Raw genomic sequence first — 15,284 nt, 5'->3', positions numbered from 1 at the left:
GACGAAGGAGACCGTGGCGCTGGCCTGCACTAATCGCCAGTAGAATCCGTACACGTGACTTCCGCTGCCGCCAAGCCCCGCATCCCGAACGTCCTCGCCGGACGTTACGCCTCCACCGAGCTCGCCACGCTCTGGTCGCCCGAGCAGAAGGTGAAGCTGGAGCGGCAGCTCTGGCTCGCTGTGCTGCGGGCCCAGAAGGACCTCGGGATCGAGGTGCCGGACGCGGCGATCGCGGACTACGAGCGCGTGCTCGACCAGGTCGACCTGGCCTCGATCGCCGAGCGTGAGAAGGTCACGCGGCACGACGTGAAGGCGCGGATCGAGGAGTTCAACGACCTCGCCGGGCACGAGCAGGTCCACAAGGGCATGACGTCCCGGGACCTGACGGAGAACGTCGAGCAGTTGCAGATCCGGCTCTCCCTGGAGCTGATGCGCGATCGTACGGTGGCCGTCCTGGCGCGCCTCGGCAAGCTGGCCGGTGAGTACGGCGAGCTGGTCATGGCCGGCCGCTCGCACAACGTGGCCGCGCAGGCCACCACCCTCGGCAAGCGTTTCGCGACCGCCGCGGACGAACTGCTCGTGGCGTACGGCCGGGTCGAGGAACTGCTCGGCCGTTACCCGCTGCGCGGCATCAAGGGCCCCGTGGGCACCGCACAGGACATGCTGGACCTGCTCGGCGGCGACGCGGCGAAGCTCGCGGAGCTGGAACAGCGGATCGCCTCCCACCTCGGTTTCTCCCAGGCGTTCACCTCGGTCGGCCAGGTGTACCCGCGCTCGCTGGACTACGAGGTCGTGACCGCGCTGGTGCAGGTCGCGGCGGCGCCGTCGTCGCTCGCGAAGACGATCCGGCTGATGGCCGGGCACGAGCTGGTCACCGAGGGCTTCAAGCCGGGCCAGGTCGGTTCCTCGGCGATGCCGCACAAGATGAACACCCGTTCCTGCGAGCGCGTCAACGGCCTCATGGTCATCCTGCGCGGCTACGCGTCGATGACCGGCGAGCTGGCGGGCGACCAGTGGAACGAGGGCGATGTCTCCTGCTCGGTGGTGCGCCGGGTGGCCCTCCCCGACGCGTTCTTCGCGCTCGACGGGCTGCTGGAGACGTTCCTGACCGTGCTCGACGAGTTCGGCGCGTTCCCGGCGGTCGTGGCGCGTGAGCTGGACCGCTATCTGCCGTTCCTCGCGACGACCAAGGTGCTGATGGCCGCCGTCCGCGCGGGTGTCGGCCGTGAGGTCGCGCACGAGGCGATCAAGGAGAACGCCGTCGCCTCCGCGCTCGCGATGCGTGAGCAGGGCGCCGAGCGCAACGAGTTGCTGGACAAGCTCGCCGCCGACGAGCGGATCCCGCTGGACCGCGCCCAGTTGGACGCGCTGATGGCCGACAAGCTGTCCTTCACGGGCGCTGCCGCCGACCAGGTCGCCGCCGTGGTCGCCCGTGTCGAGGAGATCGCGAAGCAGCACCCGGAGGCCGCGGGCTACACCCCGGGGGCGATCCTCTGACCCGCTTCACCCAGGCAGAGCTGGAGGCCGCCCGCGACCGTCTCGTACCGGACGTCGTCGCGGACGGTCTCGGTGTCCTGTTCTGCGGTATCAACCCCGGTCTGATGACCGCGGCCACGGGCCATCACTTCGCCCGTCCCGGCAACCGATTCTGGCCGGTGCTGCATCTGTCCGGCTTCACACCGAGGCTCATGAAGCCTTCGGAGCAGGGCGAGTTGCTGTCGTTCGGGCTCGGCATCACGAATGTGGTGGCGCGGGCGACGGCGCGGGCCGACGAGCTGAGCGCGGAGGAGTACCGGGAGGGCGGGCAGTCGCTCGCGTCGAAGCTGGCGGGCTGGCAGCCGCGGTGGCTGGCCGTGCTCGGGGTCACCGCGTACCGGGCGGCATTTGACGACCGGAAGGCCCAAGTGGGGCCGCAGGAGCGGGTGTTCGGGGACACGCGGGTGTGGGTGCTGCCCAATCCGAGCGGGTTGAACGCGCATTGGACGGCGGCGACGATGGCCGAGGAGTTCGGGCGGTTGCGGGAGGCTGCTCGGGGCCAGTGGGTCACGGCGGGTCTGTTTCCGTGACCGTGACGAGGAGTTGGATCTCGTCCTGGTCGTCCCGGTCGGCCACGCCGAGGGCGATCCAACGGCCGGTGTCCGGCGTCTGCCACACGTCCAGCGCGTCGGTGCGGACGGCCAGCCGGGCCCAGGGCTCCGGTATCTCCTCACCCCGCTCCATGCGCACCATCATCGTGAGCTGGCCCCACGGGAGTTGTTCGCCCAGGCGGTCGTTCAACCGTTCCGCGATGCCCTGGCGCAAGGCGTCGAAGTCGTCCGCCGTCAGTTCCTGGTCGGTCTCTAACTCCACCGTGAAGTAACCGGGCCCGGCCGTGCAGCGACCCGAGGTGCTCGGCTCCGCAGGGAACTCCTGGGCGCAGAGCCGGTCGATGGTGGCGAGGTGCTTCGCGATGATGTCCACGTGATCCAGTAAAGCGGTTGCCACTGACAATTGGCGGGGCGTCAGTGACTTAGCCGGATCAGGCGTCCCGGCGCCGCACACTCCACGCGCCGGCCGCCAGCGCCGCCGCCGTCCACAGTGCTGTTACCGCGAGGCCGGTCCACGGTCCCATCGCTCCGTCCCAGGTCTCGTGGAGCGCCACCTGACCGGCCCGGTCGGGCAGCAGGTCCGCGATGTTGTTCGACATGTCTCCGACCACGAAGGACACGATCAGCAGGAACGGGATGAGAATGCCCAGTGTCGCCGCACCGCTGCGCAGCAGTGCCGTGAGCCCGGCGGCGAACAGTGCCATCAGCGTGAGATAGACGGCGCAGCCGACGACACCGCGCACCTGCTCCGCCCAGCCGAGCCCGTCGGCCTTCGCGCCGAGGACCGACTTGCCCACCGCCAGCGTCACGGCACCGGTGACCAGGCCGACGGCCAGCACGGGTACGGCGATCGCCGTCGCCTTGGCCGCGAACCAGCGCCCCCGGTGCGGCACCGCGGCCAGCGACAGCCGTAGCGCTCCGCCCTGGAACTCGGCGGACACGGCGGTCGTACCGAAGGCGATCGCCGCGATCTGGCCGAAGCTCACGCCGAAGAAGACCGAGAAGAGCGGGTCGAAGTCGTCGCCGCCGGTGTCGGACGAGGCGAGCGCGGAGAAGAGTGCCGTCACCGCGAGGATCGTGGCGAGGGACGCGATCTGGGAGCGCAGGGTACGGATCTTGATCCACTCGGCGTGGAACGCGGGCGTGAATGTCATGGTCGGGCCTCCTGGTACTGCGCGGTGAACTCTGTCTCGGTGGCGGTCAGATCGAGGTAGGCCTGCTCCAACGTGCCCTCCGCAGAGGTCAGTTCGAGGATCGGCACGCCCGCTGCGGACAACAGGGTGCCGATCTCGTCCACGCGTGCGTGCGTCACGGTCCAGTGCCCGTCCTCGTGTTCCACGGCGTCGTGACCGTGTCCGGCCAGCTCGGCCTTGAGGGCACCGGCGTCCGTCGTACGGATGCGTATGTGGGGCTGCACGCGCGCGTCGATGAAGTCCCGCATGGGGGTGTCCGCGAGGAGTCGGCCGCGTCCGAGGACCACGAGGTGGTCGGCGAAGGAGGCGGTCTCGTTCATCAGGTGGCTGGAGACCAGGACCGTGCGGCCCTCCGCGGCCAGCCGGCGCAGCAACTCCCGGATCCAGACGATGCCTTCGGGGTCGAGACCGTTCGACGGCTCATCCAGCAGGATGACTTCGGGGTCGCCAAGGAGGGCACCCGCGATGCCCAGCCGCTGCCGCATGCCCAGGGAGTACGTCTTCACCCGGCGCCGCGCCACCGACGCGAGTCCCGTCTCCTCCAGTACCGCGTCGACCCGGGCGACCGGGATGCGATTGCTCGCCGCCAGGGCGTGCAGATGATCGCGGGCGGTACGGGAGCCGTGCGCGGCCTGCGCGTCGAGCAGGGCGCCCACGTGACGGAGCGGCTCGGTGAGCTCGGCGTAGGGGCGGCCTCCGATGGTGGCGGTTCCGGAGGTGGGCCGGTCGAGGCCGAGAACGAGACGCATGGTGGTGGACTTTCCGGCGCCGTTCGGGCCGAGAAAGCCGGTCACCTTGCCGGGACGGACGCCGAAGGTGACATGGTCGACGGCCCGCCGGGTGCCGTACTCCTTGGTGAGGTCTCGTACGTCGATGCTGGTCATGACCAACAGCCTGGCCGTTCAAGGGGGTTGAGTCCTCCCCCACCGGTGGTGATCGTCTCCCCCGCCCGGGGGAGGTCGATTGTCGGTGCCGGCTGTCACGATGTCGGAATGGCCCGCTTCCTGCGCCCGCTGCTCCGGGGGACGACGTACACACGTCTGCTGCACCTCTGGGTGCCGATGCTGCTCACCAGCGTGTGGATTCTCGTCAGCCCGGAGACACCGTACGCACCCGCGCTCGTGCTGATCCCGGTCGGTCTGATCCCGGCCGTGCGGATCGGCGAGGGGGTGCAGGCGCAGCTGCTGCTGACGGCGGGGAAGCAGGACTCGGGGATCTCCGTGGCGCCGTCGGCGACCTGGCGGGACCGGGGCCGGACCGTGCTGTGGCTGGAGGCCCGGATGGCGCTGGGGTGGGTGACCTCGTTCGCCTGCGTCTGGCTGCCGGTCATCGCCTTCGAGCTGATCGAGAGTGCACGCGGGCGCGTGCCCGACGACGTATGGGTGCTCAAGGAAGCGTCACCGAGCGGGTGGTACGCCTTTCTGGCGCCTCTCCCCCTGATCGCCTTGTACGCCATCGTCGTCGGCCTCGGCAAGGTGGCCACGTCGCTGGCCCGCACGTTGCTCGGCCCCTCGCGCGCGGAGCGGCTCGCCGCTATGGAGGAGCGCACCGAGCAGTTGTTGGAACGCAACCGCATCGCGCGGGAGTTGCACGACTCCATCGGGCACGCGCTGACGGTGGCGGTGGTGCAGGCGGGTGCCGCTCGGGCGGCGGGCGACCCGGAGTTCACCGAGCGCGCGCTGGGTGCCATCGAGGAGACCGGCCGGGCCGCGCTGGAGGACCTGGAGCGCGTGTTGGGCGTGCTGCGCGAGGCGGAGCGGCCGGTGAGCAGCCGGCCGACGTTGACGGACGCCGACCGGCTGTGGGAGTCCGCGCGGGCCTCGGGGGCGAAGGTCGACGCGGAGGTGACCGGGCCGGTGGAGACCGTGCCGGGGCCGGTGTCCCGGGAGGGGTACCGGATTCTTCAGGAGGCGCTGACCAATGTGCTGCGGCACGCGGGATCGGTACCCGTCCGGGTCCGTATCCGGGTCGCGGACGGCACGCTCGATCTGGAGGTCCGCAATCCGCTGACGGCGGCGATACCGGGCCCGGGCCGGGGCAGCGGACTGCGGGGCATACGCGAGCGCGCCGCGCTGCTCGGAGGCCGGGCGCACACGGGGCCCGACGCGGGTGACTGGCAGGTGCATGCGGAGCTTCCACTCGGCTGATCTAGGGTGGCCGGATGCCGGTCACCGTTCTCCTGGTCGATGACGAACCCCTCGTACGCGCGGGTCTGCGGGCCGTGCTGGAGGCGCAGCCGGACATCGAGGTGGTCGGGGAGGCCGCCGACGGGGCCGCGGTGATCCCGCTGGTGCGGCAGCTGCGGCCCGACGTGGTCGCCATGGACGTACGGATGCCGCTCCTGGACGGTATCGAGGCCACGCGCGCGGTGCTGCGCACGGTCGAGGACCCGCCGAAGATCCTGGTCATCACGACCTTCGAGAACGACGAGTACGTGTACGAGGCGCTGCGGGCCGGTGCCGACGGCTTCCTTCTGAAGCGGGCCCGGCCGGCCGAGATCGTGCACGCGGTACGGCTGGTGGCCGAGGGCGAGTCGCTGCTGTTCCCGGCGTCCGTACGTCAGTTGGCGGCGGAGTACGGCGACGGCGGCGGGAACCGGGCGGCGCGCGCGGCGCTGGAGCGGGCCCGGTTGACCGAGCGTGAGGCCGAGGTGCTGCGGCTGATGGCCAGGGGATTGTCGAACGCGGAGATCGCCGCCCGGCTGGTCGTCGGCACCGAGACCGTGAAGTCGCATGTGAGCGCAGTTTTGGCGAAGTTGGGGGCGCGGGACCGTACGCAGGCGGTGATCGCGGCGTACGAGTCGGGGTTCGTGGCGCCCGGGTGATCCGGTGGGGCTCGTGAGTCCGTGGCGCCTGGCACTCGCCGGGGTCCGCCGCGCCGAGTACGATCCGCCCAACACGCGCACGAGCTGGGAGGACAGACCTTGGCGGGGCTGACCGGCGGCGACCCCTCGCTGCTGCGGAGGATCAACTCCGCGGTGGTGCTGCACGCGTTGCGTGCCACGGACTGCGCCACGCTGACGGAGATCACCCGGGTGACGGGTCTGTCCCGGCCGACCGTGGAGGGCGTCGTCGAGGGACTGATCGAGGCCGGGCTCGTCGTCGAGAAGGCGGCCGACGAGAGCGTTGTACGGCGCCAGGGGCGGCCCGCGCGGCGGTTCAGGTTCCGGGCCGAGGCCGGGCATCTGCTGGGCCTGGAGATCGGCGCACATCGCGTCGCCGTGCTCCTCGCCGATCTGGACGGCCGGGTGCTCGGCGCGATCGCCAAGGACGTCGACGAGACGGCGTCGGCGGACGAGCGCCTGGAGCGGCTGCGCACGGCGGTCGCCGAGCTGCTGCGCCGGGCCGGAGTGGCACGCGGCTCGCTGCGGGCGGTCGGGGTCGCCACACCGGGCATCGTCGAGGCGGACGGCACGGTACGGCTGGGCACGGCGCTGCCCGAGTGGACGGGACTGCACCTGGGCGAGCGGCTGAGCCGCTCCTTCAAGTGCCCGGTGCTGGTCGAGAACGACGCGAACGCGGCGGCGGTCGCCGAGCACTGGAAGGGCGCGGCGACGGAGTCCGACGACATGGTGATGGTGCTGGCGGGGCTGAGCCCGGGCGCCGGTTCGCTGATCGGGGGGCGGCTGCACCGGGGGTATCGCGGGGCGGCCGGTGAGATCGGTGCGCTGCATCTGCTGGGCCGGGACGTGACTCCGGAGACGCTGCTGTCCACGACGGACGAACCGCTGCACCCCTTGGACGAACAGGCGGTCGCCCAGGTCTTCGCGCTGGCCCGCGACGGCGACCAGCGGGCCCGCGCGGCCGTCGACCGCTTCATACAGCGCCTTGTGCACGACGTGGCGGCGCTGGTCCTGGCCCTCGATCCGGAACTGGTCGTCGTGGGCGGCTGGGCGGCCGGTCTGGACGGTGTACTGGAGCCGCTGCGGCGGGAGTTGGCGCGGTATTGCCTCCGGCCGCCGAAGGTGGCCCTGTCATTGCTCGGCGAGGCGGCTGCGGCTACGGGGGCGCTGCGGCTCGCTCTCGACCATGTCGAGGAGCAACTGTTCGCGGTCGAGGGCACGGTGACGCGGCGCTAGCTCGGCGGGTGGGTCGTGTGTCGGCTGCGGCGCCGTTGTGGCTGGGCGCCCTGGTGTCGTCTGTTGGGTGCGGCGCCGTTGTGGCTGGGCGCGCCCACGCGGCGGAGCCGCTGATCGACACAGCCCCGCGCCCCTGAAGGGGCGCTGCCATCCCCGGCGTTGAGAAGAAAGCGCGTCGCGCCCCGGTGGAGTTCCGGGGCGCGACGGGTGAGCTGTGACTGCCGTCAGGAAGCCTGGCGTTCCGGGCCGTGGTGTATTTCTACGCCGCCGGAGTCGGCGAAGGTCAGGCGGCAGGTGTCCGCGCGGTAGGTCGCGACGGAGACCGCGGCGGTGCGGCCCTCGGCGAAGAAGCGGGTCGTGACGACGAGGACCGGCGCCCCGGGAAGGCGGTCCAGCTCCTTGGCGTCGTCCGCGCGGGCCGAGCCGAGCTCGACAGCGCGGTCCTGGCCCTCCAGTTCGAGGCGCTGCAACTCACGCAGCACCGCACGCGCGCGTGCCGCAGCGGACGGAGCGTCTATCGCGGAGAGGTCGGGCACCGACGTCTCCGGGATGTAGAGCAGCTCGGCGGCGACCGGCTGGCCGTGGCTCACCCGGGAGCGCCGTACGGTGTGCACCAATTCCTCGGAACCGGTCTCCAGGACGTCGGCCACGGCCGTCGGCGGAGCCGCCAGCACGCAGTCGACGGACTGCCAGGCGTCCTCCGCGGCGCCCGGCCAGGCGTGCTGTTCGGTGCCGACGGCGACGCCCATGCGCGGCGGCGCGACGGTCGTACCGACGCCCCTGCGGCGCTGAAGCCGCCCTTCCAGTTCGAGTTGTTCCAGAGCCTGCCGGAGTGTGGCCCGGGCGACGCCGAAGCGGGCGGCCAGGTCTCGCTCGTTGGGCAGGATCTCGCCCACGGAGAACTCGGAGTCCAGTGCCTCACTCAGCACTGTCTTGAGATGCCAGTACTTCGGCTCCGGCACCGATTCCAACTGCGTGGTCCCCACCCTGTCCTCCGCAATCGCCGTGGTCCGGCCGCGTTTTAGCGCCCTTGTTTATTAAAGGTTGTTTCACTTATCAGTGACCATAGGACGGCCCACACCCTTGGTCAAGACCAATCCTCGATCCCACAGGCAACACAGAGAGCGGTTGCCGTAGAGCGTTCACAGGGCGTTCGTAAAGGGCCCGTTTCGTGACACGACGGCAAAGCCCCCGTCGCGAAACGGGGGCCCTGTCGGCGGCTCGGCTAAGCGGAAGCCAGCGACTGGAGCTTGTCGGGGTTGCGGACGATATACACGGATCGGATGCGTCCGGCGGATACGTCCACCTGGAAGACGCTGTCGGGCTTGTCACCCGAAAGGATCAGCACCGCGGGTCCGCCGTTCAGCTCAAGGAAGCGGAACGAGATCTCCGGGATGCCCTTGCCTGCGATGGCGACCAGGAAGCGGCCCACATTGTCTGCAGTCTCCAGGATCCGCAGCGGTGCCTTGGCCTTGCCGCCGCTGTCGCCGACCAGTCGGACGTCCGGCGCGAGCAGCTCCATCAGGCCCGCCAGGTCGCCCTCAGCCGCCGCCGCGAGGAACCGCTCGGTCAGATCGCGGCGTTGGAGCGGGTCGACCTCGTAGCGCGGGCGCCCTTCGTCGACGTGTTTGCGGGCCCGTCCGGCGAGTTGGCGCACGGCGGGCTCACCGCGGTCCAGCATGGCCGCGATCTCGGCGTACGGGTAACCGAACGCCTCCCTGAGGACGAACACCGCGCGCTCCAGTGGCGACAGCGACTCCAGGACGACGAGTACGGCGAGGGACACGGAGTCGGCGAGCACGGCCCGCTCCGCGGTGTCCTCGACGGTGTCCCCGAAGTCGGTGACGTACGGCTCGGGCAGCCACGGGCCGACGTAGGTCTCGCCGCGCCCCTTGATCTGGCGCAGTCGGTCGATCGCGAGGCGGGTGGTGACGCGCACCAGGTAGGCACGCGGTGCGCGGACCGCGCGGTGGTCGGCTCCGGACCAGCGCAGCCAGGCCTCCTGGACCACGTCCTCGGCGTCGGCCACCCTCCCGAGCATGCGGTAGGCGACGCCCATGAGGACAGGGCGGTGTTCTTCGAAGACTTCGGTCGCGGTGTCGGTGGCCACGTCCCCATCCCATGCGAAGCGTGCGGCCCTGTCCAGGAGAAAACCGTGTGTCCCGGAGCAGAATTGGCCACGGGCCGACGGCGTCCGGCGGCCCCTTCCGGAGGTGGCGATGCGGTACGCGGTGCTGGGTACGGGCGAGGTCGGCCAGGCCCTGGGCGGCAAGTTGGTCGAGTTGGGGCACCAGGTGACCCTGGGCTCGCGCACGAAGGACAATCCGGCCGCCGTGAAGTGGGCCGAGAGCGCCGGTGCCGGAGCGGGTGCCGGTACGTTCGCGGAGGCCGCCGCGGCGGGCGAGGTGATCGTGAACGCGGTGGGCGGCCGGGTGGCGCTCGCCGCGTTGGAGGCGGCCGGGGCGGAGCATCTCGACGGCAAGGTCGTCCTCGATGTCTCCAATCCCCTGGCGTTCGAGGAGGGCCGGCTCAGGCTGTCGCCGGTGGAGTCCGACAGTGTGGGTGAGCAGATCCAGCGCGCCTTCCCGCACGCGCGCGTGGTGAAGTCGCTCAACACCGTGAACTGCCAGGTGATGGTGGACCCTTCACTTGTGCCGGGCGAGCACCAGGTGTTCGTGTGCGGCGAGGACATGGAGGCCAAGGCGCGGGTGACGGCCCTGCTCGGGGAGTTCGGCTGGCCCGCGCACCGGGTGCTGGACCTGGGCGGCATCGAGTCGGCGCGCGCCGTGGAGATGATGCTGCCCCTGTGGGTGAGCCTGTTCCGGAACCTCGGGCACGGCGAGTTCAACCTTGAGGTGCGCAGCGCGCGTTGAGGGCCGAGAGGTCCGCGGCGACAGGGGCTACCGGTCAGTAGCTTTTGCTGACAAGCTGTCTACACGGCCTGTACGGCGTCTGTCAGCGAGTCCAGACGAGGAGCATCCCCATGTCCGCCACCGTCTCCTTCCCGGTCCCCTCTCCGCACGGCCCGCGGACCGTGACGCTGTCCTACGCGCGCGTGGGCAGCGGCGAACCGCTGCTCCTGTTGCACGGCATCGGTCACCACCGGCAGGCCTGGGACCCGGTGGTGGACATCCTGGCGACCGAGCGGGACGTGATCGCCGTGGACCTCCCCGGGTTCGGTGCCTCCCCCGCGCTGCCGGAGGGGCTGGCGTACGACCTGTCCACGACGGCCGCCGTCTTCAGCGCGTTCTGCGAGGCGCTGGGGCTCGAACGTCCGCACATCGCGGGCAACTCGCTCGGTGGCCTGCTGGCCCTGGAGCTGGGCCGCGAGAAGGTCGTGCGGTCCGTCACCGCCCTCTCCCCGGCCGGGTTCTGGTCCGAGGCCGAGCGCCGCTACGCCTTCGGGGTGTTGCTCACCATGCGGCAGATCGCCCGGCGGATGCCGCTCCCGATGGTCGAGCGGCTGTCGCGCACGGTGGCCGGCCGCACCGCCCTGACAAGCACCATCTACGCCCGCCCCGGCCGCCGTTCACCCGAGGCCGTGGTCGCCGAGACACTCGCGCTGGTCAACGCCCCCGGGTTCGACGACACGCTCCGGGCCGGTACGACCGTCCAGTTCACCGACGACCTCCCCGGCCTGCCGGTCACCGTGGCCTGGGGCACCCAGGATCGGCTGCTGCTGCGCCGACAGGGCGTCCGGGCCAAGCGCCTGATCCCGCGGGCGCGGCTCGTGCGGCTGCCCGGCTGCGGGCACTGCCCGATGAGCGACGACCCGGCGCTGGTCGCGCGTGTCATCCTCGACGGCAGCCGCTGACCGACGCGGGAAACGCGTCGACGCGCCTGATCCCAGGGCCACTCCGGCGCCCACGAGGGCGCTGCCGACAGCCTGGGCGGCCCCGTAGGCGCCCGTTCCGACGAGCGGTGCGGTACCGGCCGCCGCGACCGGGATGAGGCCGGAGAAGAGCGTGGCGCGCTCCGCACCGATCCGCTGCAGGCCCATGTACCAGCACACGAAGCCGACGACCGTGACGACCGCCGCCTGCCACAGCAGCGCGGCGGCCTCGGTGGCGTCGGGGCGCCGCAGCCAGGCGCCGCTCCCGTCGAGGAGCAGCCCGGCCGTCGCCGCCTCGATCGCGGCCACACCGCACACCGTGGCCGACAACAACCGTGGTCCCAGGGGTCGCAGCACGGGCACCGCGAGCACCGCGAAGCCCACCTCCCCCGCGAGTGCGCACCCGGAGAAGGCGATTCCGGCGGCGTCCGTACGGCCCCACCCCTGCACGGTGAACGCGCCGACGGCGACGACCGACGCCCCGTAGAGCACCATCGCGCGCGGACGGCGTCCCTCCAGAAGCGGGACGAGGGTCGCCACGACCACGGGCGCGCAGCCCACGAAGACGCCCGGGACGGCCGGTTCGGCGCTGCGTTCGGCGGCGATGACGGCCAGGTTGAAGCCGACCATGCCGATGGCCGCGAGGAGTGCGAGTCGGGCCCATTGACGCGGCGTGAGCGCCCGCAGCCGGGCCGTTGCGTCCTTGCCGGTGAAGGGGAGCAGCAGCAGGCAGGCGAGGCCGTAGCGCAGGAACTGGCCGCCCGCGTACGGGTAGTGGCCGAGAACACTGTTGGCGGTGAAGGACGCGCCGACGAGGACGCAGGCGAAGGCGGCAAGTGGGGCGCCGCGGGCGGCGGTTGCGGTCATGGCGGCGACGCTAGGGAGCCTGGCGGTCCGGTTTAAGGTCCACTTCCATGACGTCATCGCGGACCAATCCGGAGGGGCCGACCGATCCGGAGGATCTGTCGGGTTCCGCCGCGTGGGAGCTGCTGCTGCCCGCCGTCTCGGCACCGGCACGCACGCGTGGCCGTTCTCTTCAGGCCGCGTTGCGCGAGGCCGTGCGCTCGGGGCGGCTGGCGCCGGGCACGCGCCTGCCGTCGAGTCGGGACCTGGCGGCCGACCTCGGGGTGTCGCGGGGGCTGGTCACGGAGGCGTACGAGCAGTTGACGGCGGAGGGGTATCTGCGCAGTGGCCGGGGTGCGGGCACCTGGGTGGGCGGTGCCGTGCGGGCGGCGCGGCCACGCGCGCGTGACCTCGCCCCGCGCTCCCCCGGCGCCCGGGTCGACTTCGTGCCCGGCACACCCGACCTGTCGCTGTTCCCGCGCACGGCCTGGGCCGCCGCGCAGCGCAGTGTGCTGGCGGAATCGCCGCACGACCTGCTCGGCTATCCCGATCCGCGCGGGCTGCCCCGGTTGCGTACCGCGCTCGCGGAACTGCTGGCGCGCCGCCGGGGTGTGGCCGCCGATCCGGAGCGGCTGATCGTGGTCTCCGGAGTGGCGCAGGCGACGGCCCTGCTCGGATTCGTGCTCCACGCGCGCGGGATGCGCACCGTCGGTGTCGAGGACCCCGGCAGCCCCCAGCACGACGCCCTGTACGCGTCGGCGGGCGTCGGCACCGTACCGCTGCCCCTGGACGACGAGGGCCTGGCGGTCGGGCCACTGCGGGCGTCCGGCGTGCGGGCCGTGGTGGCGACGCCCGCTCATCAGTTCCCCACGGGCATCGCGTACTCCGCGCGGCGGCGGGCCCAACTCCTCGACTGGGCGCGGTCGGTGGACGGCCTGGTCTTCGAGGACGACTACGACGGCGACTTCCGCTACGACCGCGCCCCCGTGGGCGCCCTCCAGGGCCTCGACCCGGAGCATGTCGCCTACGCGGGCTCGGTCAGCAAGTCGCTCGCCCCGGGGCTGCGGCTCGGCTGGCTGCTGGTGCCAGCGTCACTGGCCGACGAGGTGGTAGAGCGCAAGCGGACCATGGACCTCGGCCACCCGACCCTCGACCAGGCGCTGTTCGCCCGCTTCCTGGAGCGCGGCGACTACGACCGCCAACTGCGCCGCTGCCAGCGGGCCTACCGGCAGCGGCGTGACACCCTGGTCGCCGCCCTGGAAGAACACTTCCCCGGAGCGGGGGTCACCGGGATCGCCGCAGGACTGCACGTCATCGCCGAACTCCCGGAGCAGTACGGCCCCCAGGACGGCTTCCTGGATCGGGCGGCCTCCGCCGGAGTCGCGGTGCGCCCGCTCACCGCCTACGCACACGCGCGTGCCGACGACGCGGTGGTACGGCTGGTCCTCGGGTACGCGCATCTGTCTCCGGCGCGGATCCGCGCGGGTGTACGTCTGATGGCCGGCGCCCTGCACCCGGACGGCCTCTGATGTCACGCGTTCCGTTGTTCACCCGTGGTTTCCGTGCGCGCTGCGGCGCACCAGTAGTTGTGGCGGTGCACCCTGACCGCATCCCGTCCGTGGAGGCGCAACCCCATGTCGCATCGTCCGTTCCCCGCTCGCCGCAGCGTCCTGCGCGGCACCCTGGCCGCGTCGGCGGCCCTGACCGTGCCCGCCGCCCTCGGCGCCGCGCCGGCCTTCGCCCTGTCCGGGCGTCCGAAGGCGGGCTGGGGTGTGCAGGCGGGGGACGTGACCTCCGACTCCGGTCTGGTGTGGGTGCGTTCGGACCGCCCGGCCCGGATGATCGTGGAGACCTCGGCCACCGAGTCGTTCCGCAACCCTCACCGTTGGCACGGTCCGCTGCTCGGCCCGGGCACCGACTTCACCGGTACCACCCGGCTGCGCGGCCTGCCCTCGGGGCAGCAGATCCACTACCGGGTCCTGCTCGCCGACCCCGACGACCCGCGCCGCACCGGTGAGCCGGTCGCCGGCACGTTCCGTACGGTGCCGACGGGACGGCGCGGGGTGCGCTTCCTGTGGTCCGGCGACCTGGCGGGCCAGGGCTGGGGCATCAACCCGGATCTCGGCGGCTACCGCATCTACGACGCCATGGCCAAGCTGGACCCGGACTTCTTCGTGTGCAGCGGCGACAACATCTACGCCGACGGTCCGATCACGGCGACGCAGGCCCTGCCCGACGGCAGCCTGTACCGGAACGTCACCACGGAGGAGAAGTCCAAGGTCGCCGAGACCCTGGCCGAGTTCCGCGGCAACTTCCGCTACAACCTGCTCGACGAGAACCTCAAACGGTTCAACGCCCAGGTCCCGTCGATCATCCAGTGGGACGACCACGAGGTCCGCAACAACTGGTACCCGGGCGAGGTGATCGCCGCCACCGACACCCGCTACACGGAGAAGAGTGTCGACGCCCTGGCGGTGCGTGCCCGGCGGGCGTTCAGCGAGTACTTCCCGATCTCGACGCTGCGGCCGGGCGCGAAGGAGGGCCGGGTCCAGCGTGTGATGCGGCACGGTCCGCTGCTCGACGTGTTCGTCCTGGACATGCGGACCTACCGCAACGCCAACTCGCCCGACAACCAGACCGTGGATCCGCAGGGCATCCTCGGCCGTGAGCAACTGGATTGGCTCAAGCGGGAGTTGTCGCAGTCGCGGGCGGTGTGGAAGGTGATCGCCGCCGACATGCCGCTCGGCCTGGTCGTGCCCGACGCCACCGAGGGCAAGGCGAACATCGAGGCGGTCGCGCAGGGCGACCCGGGCGCGCCGCTCGGGCGTGAGCTGCAGATCGCCGAGTTGTTGCGGTACATCAAGCACCGGCGGATCACCGGCACCGTATGGCTCACGGCGGACGTGCACCACACCTCCGCCCAGCACTACCAGCCCTCGCGGGCGGCGTTCACCGACTTCGAGCCGTTCTGGGAGTTCGTCTCCGGTCCGTTGAACGCGGGCGCCTTCCCGGCGAACGACCTCGACAACACCTTCGGTCCCGAGCGGGTGTTCGTGAAGGCGCCGCCCGTGGCGAACGTGTCGCCGGCCGAGGGTTACCAGTTCTTCGGCGAGGTCGACATCGACGGCCACAGCGGGGAACTGACGGTGCGTCTGCGGGAGTCGGACGGCACCGTGCTGTTCGCGCAGACCCTGCAGCCGGGACGGGTCGGCCAGTAACTCCACTACCCTCGAACCTGTGCCGCGCACCGG

The 15,284-nt window shown here is 71.6% G+C and carries 14 protein-coding genes and 1 pseudogene; 9 read left to right on the top strand and 6 right to left on the bottom strand.

Features of this window, described 5'->3' with window-relative positions; translation table 11 throughout:
- Positions 1-54 precede the first annotated feature (54 nt).
- Entirely contained in the window at positions 55-1,497 is a 1,443-nt protein-coding gene (gene purB / locus OC490_RS33845; RefSeq protein WP_019070970.1) for an adenylosuccinate lyase, read from the top strand.
- The gene (gene mug, locus OC490_RS33840; RefSeq protein WP_262061866.1) at positions 1,494-2,066 is read left to right on the top strand and encodes a G/U mismatch-specific DNA glycosylase; all 573 of its coding nucleotides are present in this window, start codon (positions 1,494-1,496) and stop codon (positions 2,064-2,066) included. Before purB ends, mug begins: the two co-directional genes overlap by 4 nt.
- On the opposite strand, the gene OC490_RS33835 is transcribed toward mug, so the two are convergent.
- From OC490_RS33835 to OC490_RS33825, 3 genes are read right to left on the bottom strand one after another with little or no spacing between them, the layout of a single operon-like run.
- Positions 2,044-2,460 carry a hypothetical protein gene (locus OC490_RS33835; protein WP_262061838.1) on the bottom strand — a complete coding sequence of 139 codons (417 nt, stop codon included), beginning with the start codon at positions 2,458-2,460 and terminating at the stop codon, positions 2,044-2,046. The genes mug and OC490_RS33835 overlap by 23 nt on opposite strands.
- A 58-nt stretch (positions 2,461-2,518) precedes the next feature.
- Positions 2,519-3,241 carry an ABC transporter permease subunit gene (locus OC490_RS33830; protein ID WP_262061837.1) on the bottom strand — a complete coding sequence of 241 codons (723 nt, stop codon included), beginning with the start codon at positions 3,239-3,241 and terminating at the stop codon, positions 2,519-2,521.
- Positions 3,238-4,164, bottom strand: coding sequence for an ATP-binding cassette domain-containing protein (locus OC490_RS33825; protein WP_262061836.1), 927 nt, complete (start codon positions 4,162-4,164; stop codon positions 3,238-3,240). Before OC490_RS33825 ends, OC490_RS33830 begins: the two co-directional genes overlap by 4 nt.
- Positions 4,165-4,272: 108 nt before the next feature.
- Between OC490_RS33825 and OC490_RS33820 the strand changes: the two genes are divergently transcribed.
- The 3 genes from OC490_RS33820 (at position 4,273) to OC490_RS33810 (ending at position 7,358) form a co-directional block, all read left to right on the top strand.
- Positions 4,273-5,427, top strand: a complete 1,155-nt coding sequence (locus tag OC490_RS33820) for a sensor histidine kinase (protein ID WP_262061835.1) — start codon at positions 4,273-4,275, stop codon at positions 5,425-5,427.
- A gap of 14 nt (positions 5,428-5,441) precedes the next feature.
- The gene (locus OC490_RS33815; protein ID WP_262061834.1) at positions 5,442-6,104 is read left to right on the top strand and encodes a response regulator transcription factor; all 663 of its coding nucleotides are present in this window, start codon (positions 5,442-5,444) and stop codon (positions 6,102-6,104) included.
- Between the two features lie 99 nt (positions 6,105-6,203).
- Positions 6,204-7,358 carry an ROK family transcriptional regulator gene (locus tag OC490_RS33810; protein ID WP_262061833.1) on the top strand — a complete coding sequence of 385 codons (1,155 nt, stop codon included), beginning with the start codon at positions 6,204-6,206 and terminating at the stop codon, positions 7,356-7,358.
- 224 nt (positions 7,359-7,582) lie between these two features.
- On the opposite strand, the gene OC490_RS33805 is transcribed toward OC490_RS33810, so the two are convergent.
- Positions 7,583-8,344, bottom strand: coding sequence for a GntR family transcriptional regulator (locus tag OC490_RS33805; protein WP_262061832.1), 762 nt, complete (start codon positions 8,342-8,344; stop codon positions 7,583-7,585).
- Positions 8,345-8,583: 239 nt separating this feature from the next.
- Positions 8,584-9,468, bottom strand: coding sequence for an RNA polymerase sigma-70 factor (locus OC490_RS33800; protein WP_262061831.1), 885 nt, complete (start codon positions 9,466-9,468; stop codon positions 8,584-8,586).
- Positions 9,469-9,577: 109 nt separating this feature from the next.
- Here OC490_RS33800 and OC490_RS33795 point away from each other — a divergent pair, with 109 nt between their 5' ends.
- Together OC490_RS33795 and OC490_RS33790 are read left to right on the top strand one after the other, a co-directional pair.
- A complete protein-coding gene (locus tag OC490_RS33795) occupies positions 9,578-10,231 on the top strand; it encodes an NADPH-dependent F420 reductase (protein WP_262061830.1) in 654 nt (217 codons plus the stop codon).
- Positions 10,232-10,341: 110 nt separating this feature from the next.
- A complete protein-coding gene (locus OC490_RS33790) occupies positions 10,342-11,172 on the top strand; it encodes an alpha/beta fold hydrolase (protein WP_262061829.1) in 831 nt (276 codons plus the stop codon).
- Positions 11,173-11,217: 45 nt separating this feature from the next.
- Here OC490_RS33790 and OC490_RS33785 read toward each other — a convergent pair.
- A pseudogene (locus tag OC490_RS33785) lies at positions 11,218-12,057 on the bottom strand (DMT family transporter); the annotation flags it as partial.
- A 47-nt stretch (positions 12,058-12,104) separates the two neighbouring features.
- Here OC490_RS33785 and OC490_RS33780 point away from each other — a divergent pair.
- Both OC490_RS33780 and OC490_RS33775 read left to right on the top strand, forming a co-directional pair.
- Positions 12,105-13,562 carry a PLP-dependent aminotransferase family protein gene (locus OC490_RS33780; protein ID WP_262061828.1) on the top strand — a complete coding sequence of 486 codons (1,458 nt, stop codon included), beginning with the start codon at positions 12,105-12,107 and terminating at the stop codon, positions 13,560-13,562.
- 105 nt (positions 13,563-13,667) lie between these two features.
- On the top strand, positions 13,668-15,251 hold the full coding sequence (locus OC490_RS33775) for an alkaline phosphatase D family protein (protein ID WP_262061827.1): 1,584 nt from the start codon (positions 13,668-13,670) through the stop codon (positions 15,249-15,251).
- The last annotated feature ends 33 nt before the right edge of the window (positions 15,252-15,284 follow it).

The organism is Streptomyces sp. STR69 (assembly GCF_024519455.1).
Classification (GTDB): domain Bacteria; phylum Actinomycetota; class Actinomycetes; order Streptomycetales; family Streptomycetaceae; genus Streptomyces.
Note: the sequence above shows the minus strand (reverse complement) of the source record. Positions and strands in the feature narration are given on the sequence as shown.

What these genes read in the sequence shown, in the direction of transcription:
- OC490_RS33790 (WP_262061829.1), top strand. Translation starts at nt 10,342, where the DNA reads ATGTCCGCCACCGTCTCCTTCCCGGTCCCCTCTCCGCACGGCCCGCGG.
- OC490_RS33815 (WP_262061834.1), top strand. Translation starts at nt 5,442, where the DNA reads ATGCCGGTCACCGTTCTCCTGGTCGATGACGAACCCCTCGTACGCGCG.
- OC490_RS33775 (WP_262061827.1), top strand. Translation starts at nt 13,668, where the DNA reads ATGTCGCATCGTCCGTTCCCCGCTCGCCGCAGCGTCCTGCGCGGCACC.
- OC490_RS33830 (WP_262061837.1), bottom strand. Translation starts at nt 3,241, where the DNA reads ATGACATTCACGCCCGCGTTCCACGCCGAGTGGATCAAGATCCGTACC.
- OC490_RS33820 (WP_262061835.1), top strand. Translation starts at nt 4,273, where the DNA reads ATGGCCCGCTTCCTGCGCCCGCTGCTCCGGGGGACGACGTACACACGT.
- OC490_RS33825 (WP_262061836.1), bottom strand. Translation starts at nt 4,164, where the DNA reads ATGACCAGCATCGACGTACGAGACCTCACCAAGGAGTACGGCACCCGG.
- OC490_RS33780 (WP_262061828.1), top strand. Translation starts at nt 12,105, where the DNA reads ATGACGTCATCGCGGACCAATCCGGAGGGGCCGACCGATCCGGAGGAT.
- OC490_RS33795 (WP_262061830.1), top strand. Translation starts at nt 9,578, where the DNA reads ATGCGGTACGCGGTGCTGGGTACGGGCGAGGTCGGCCAGGCCCTGGGC.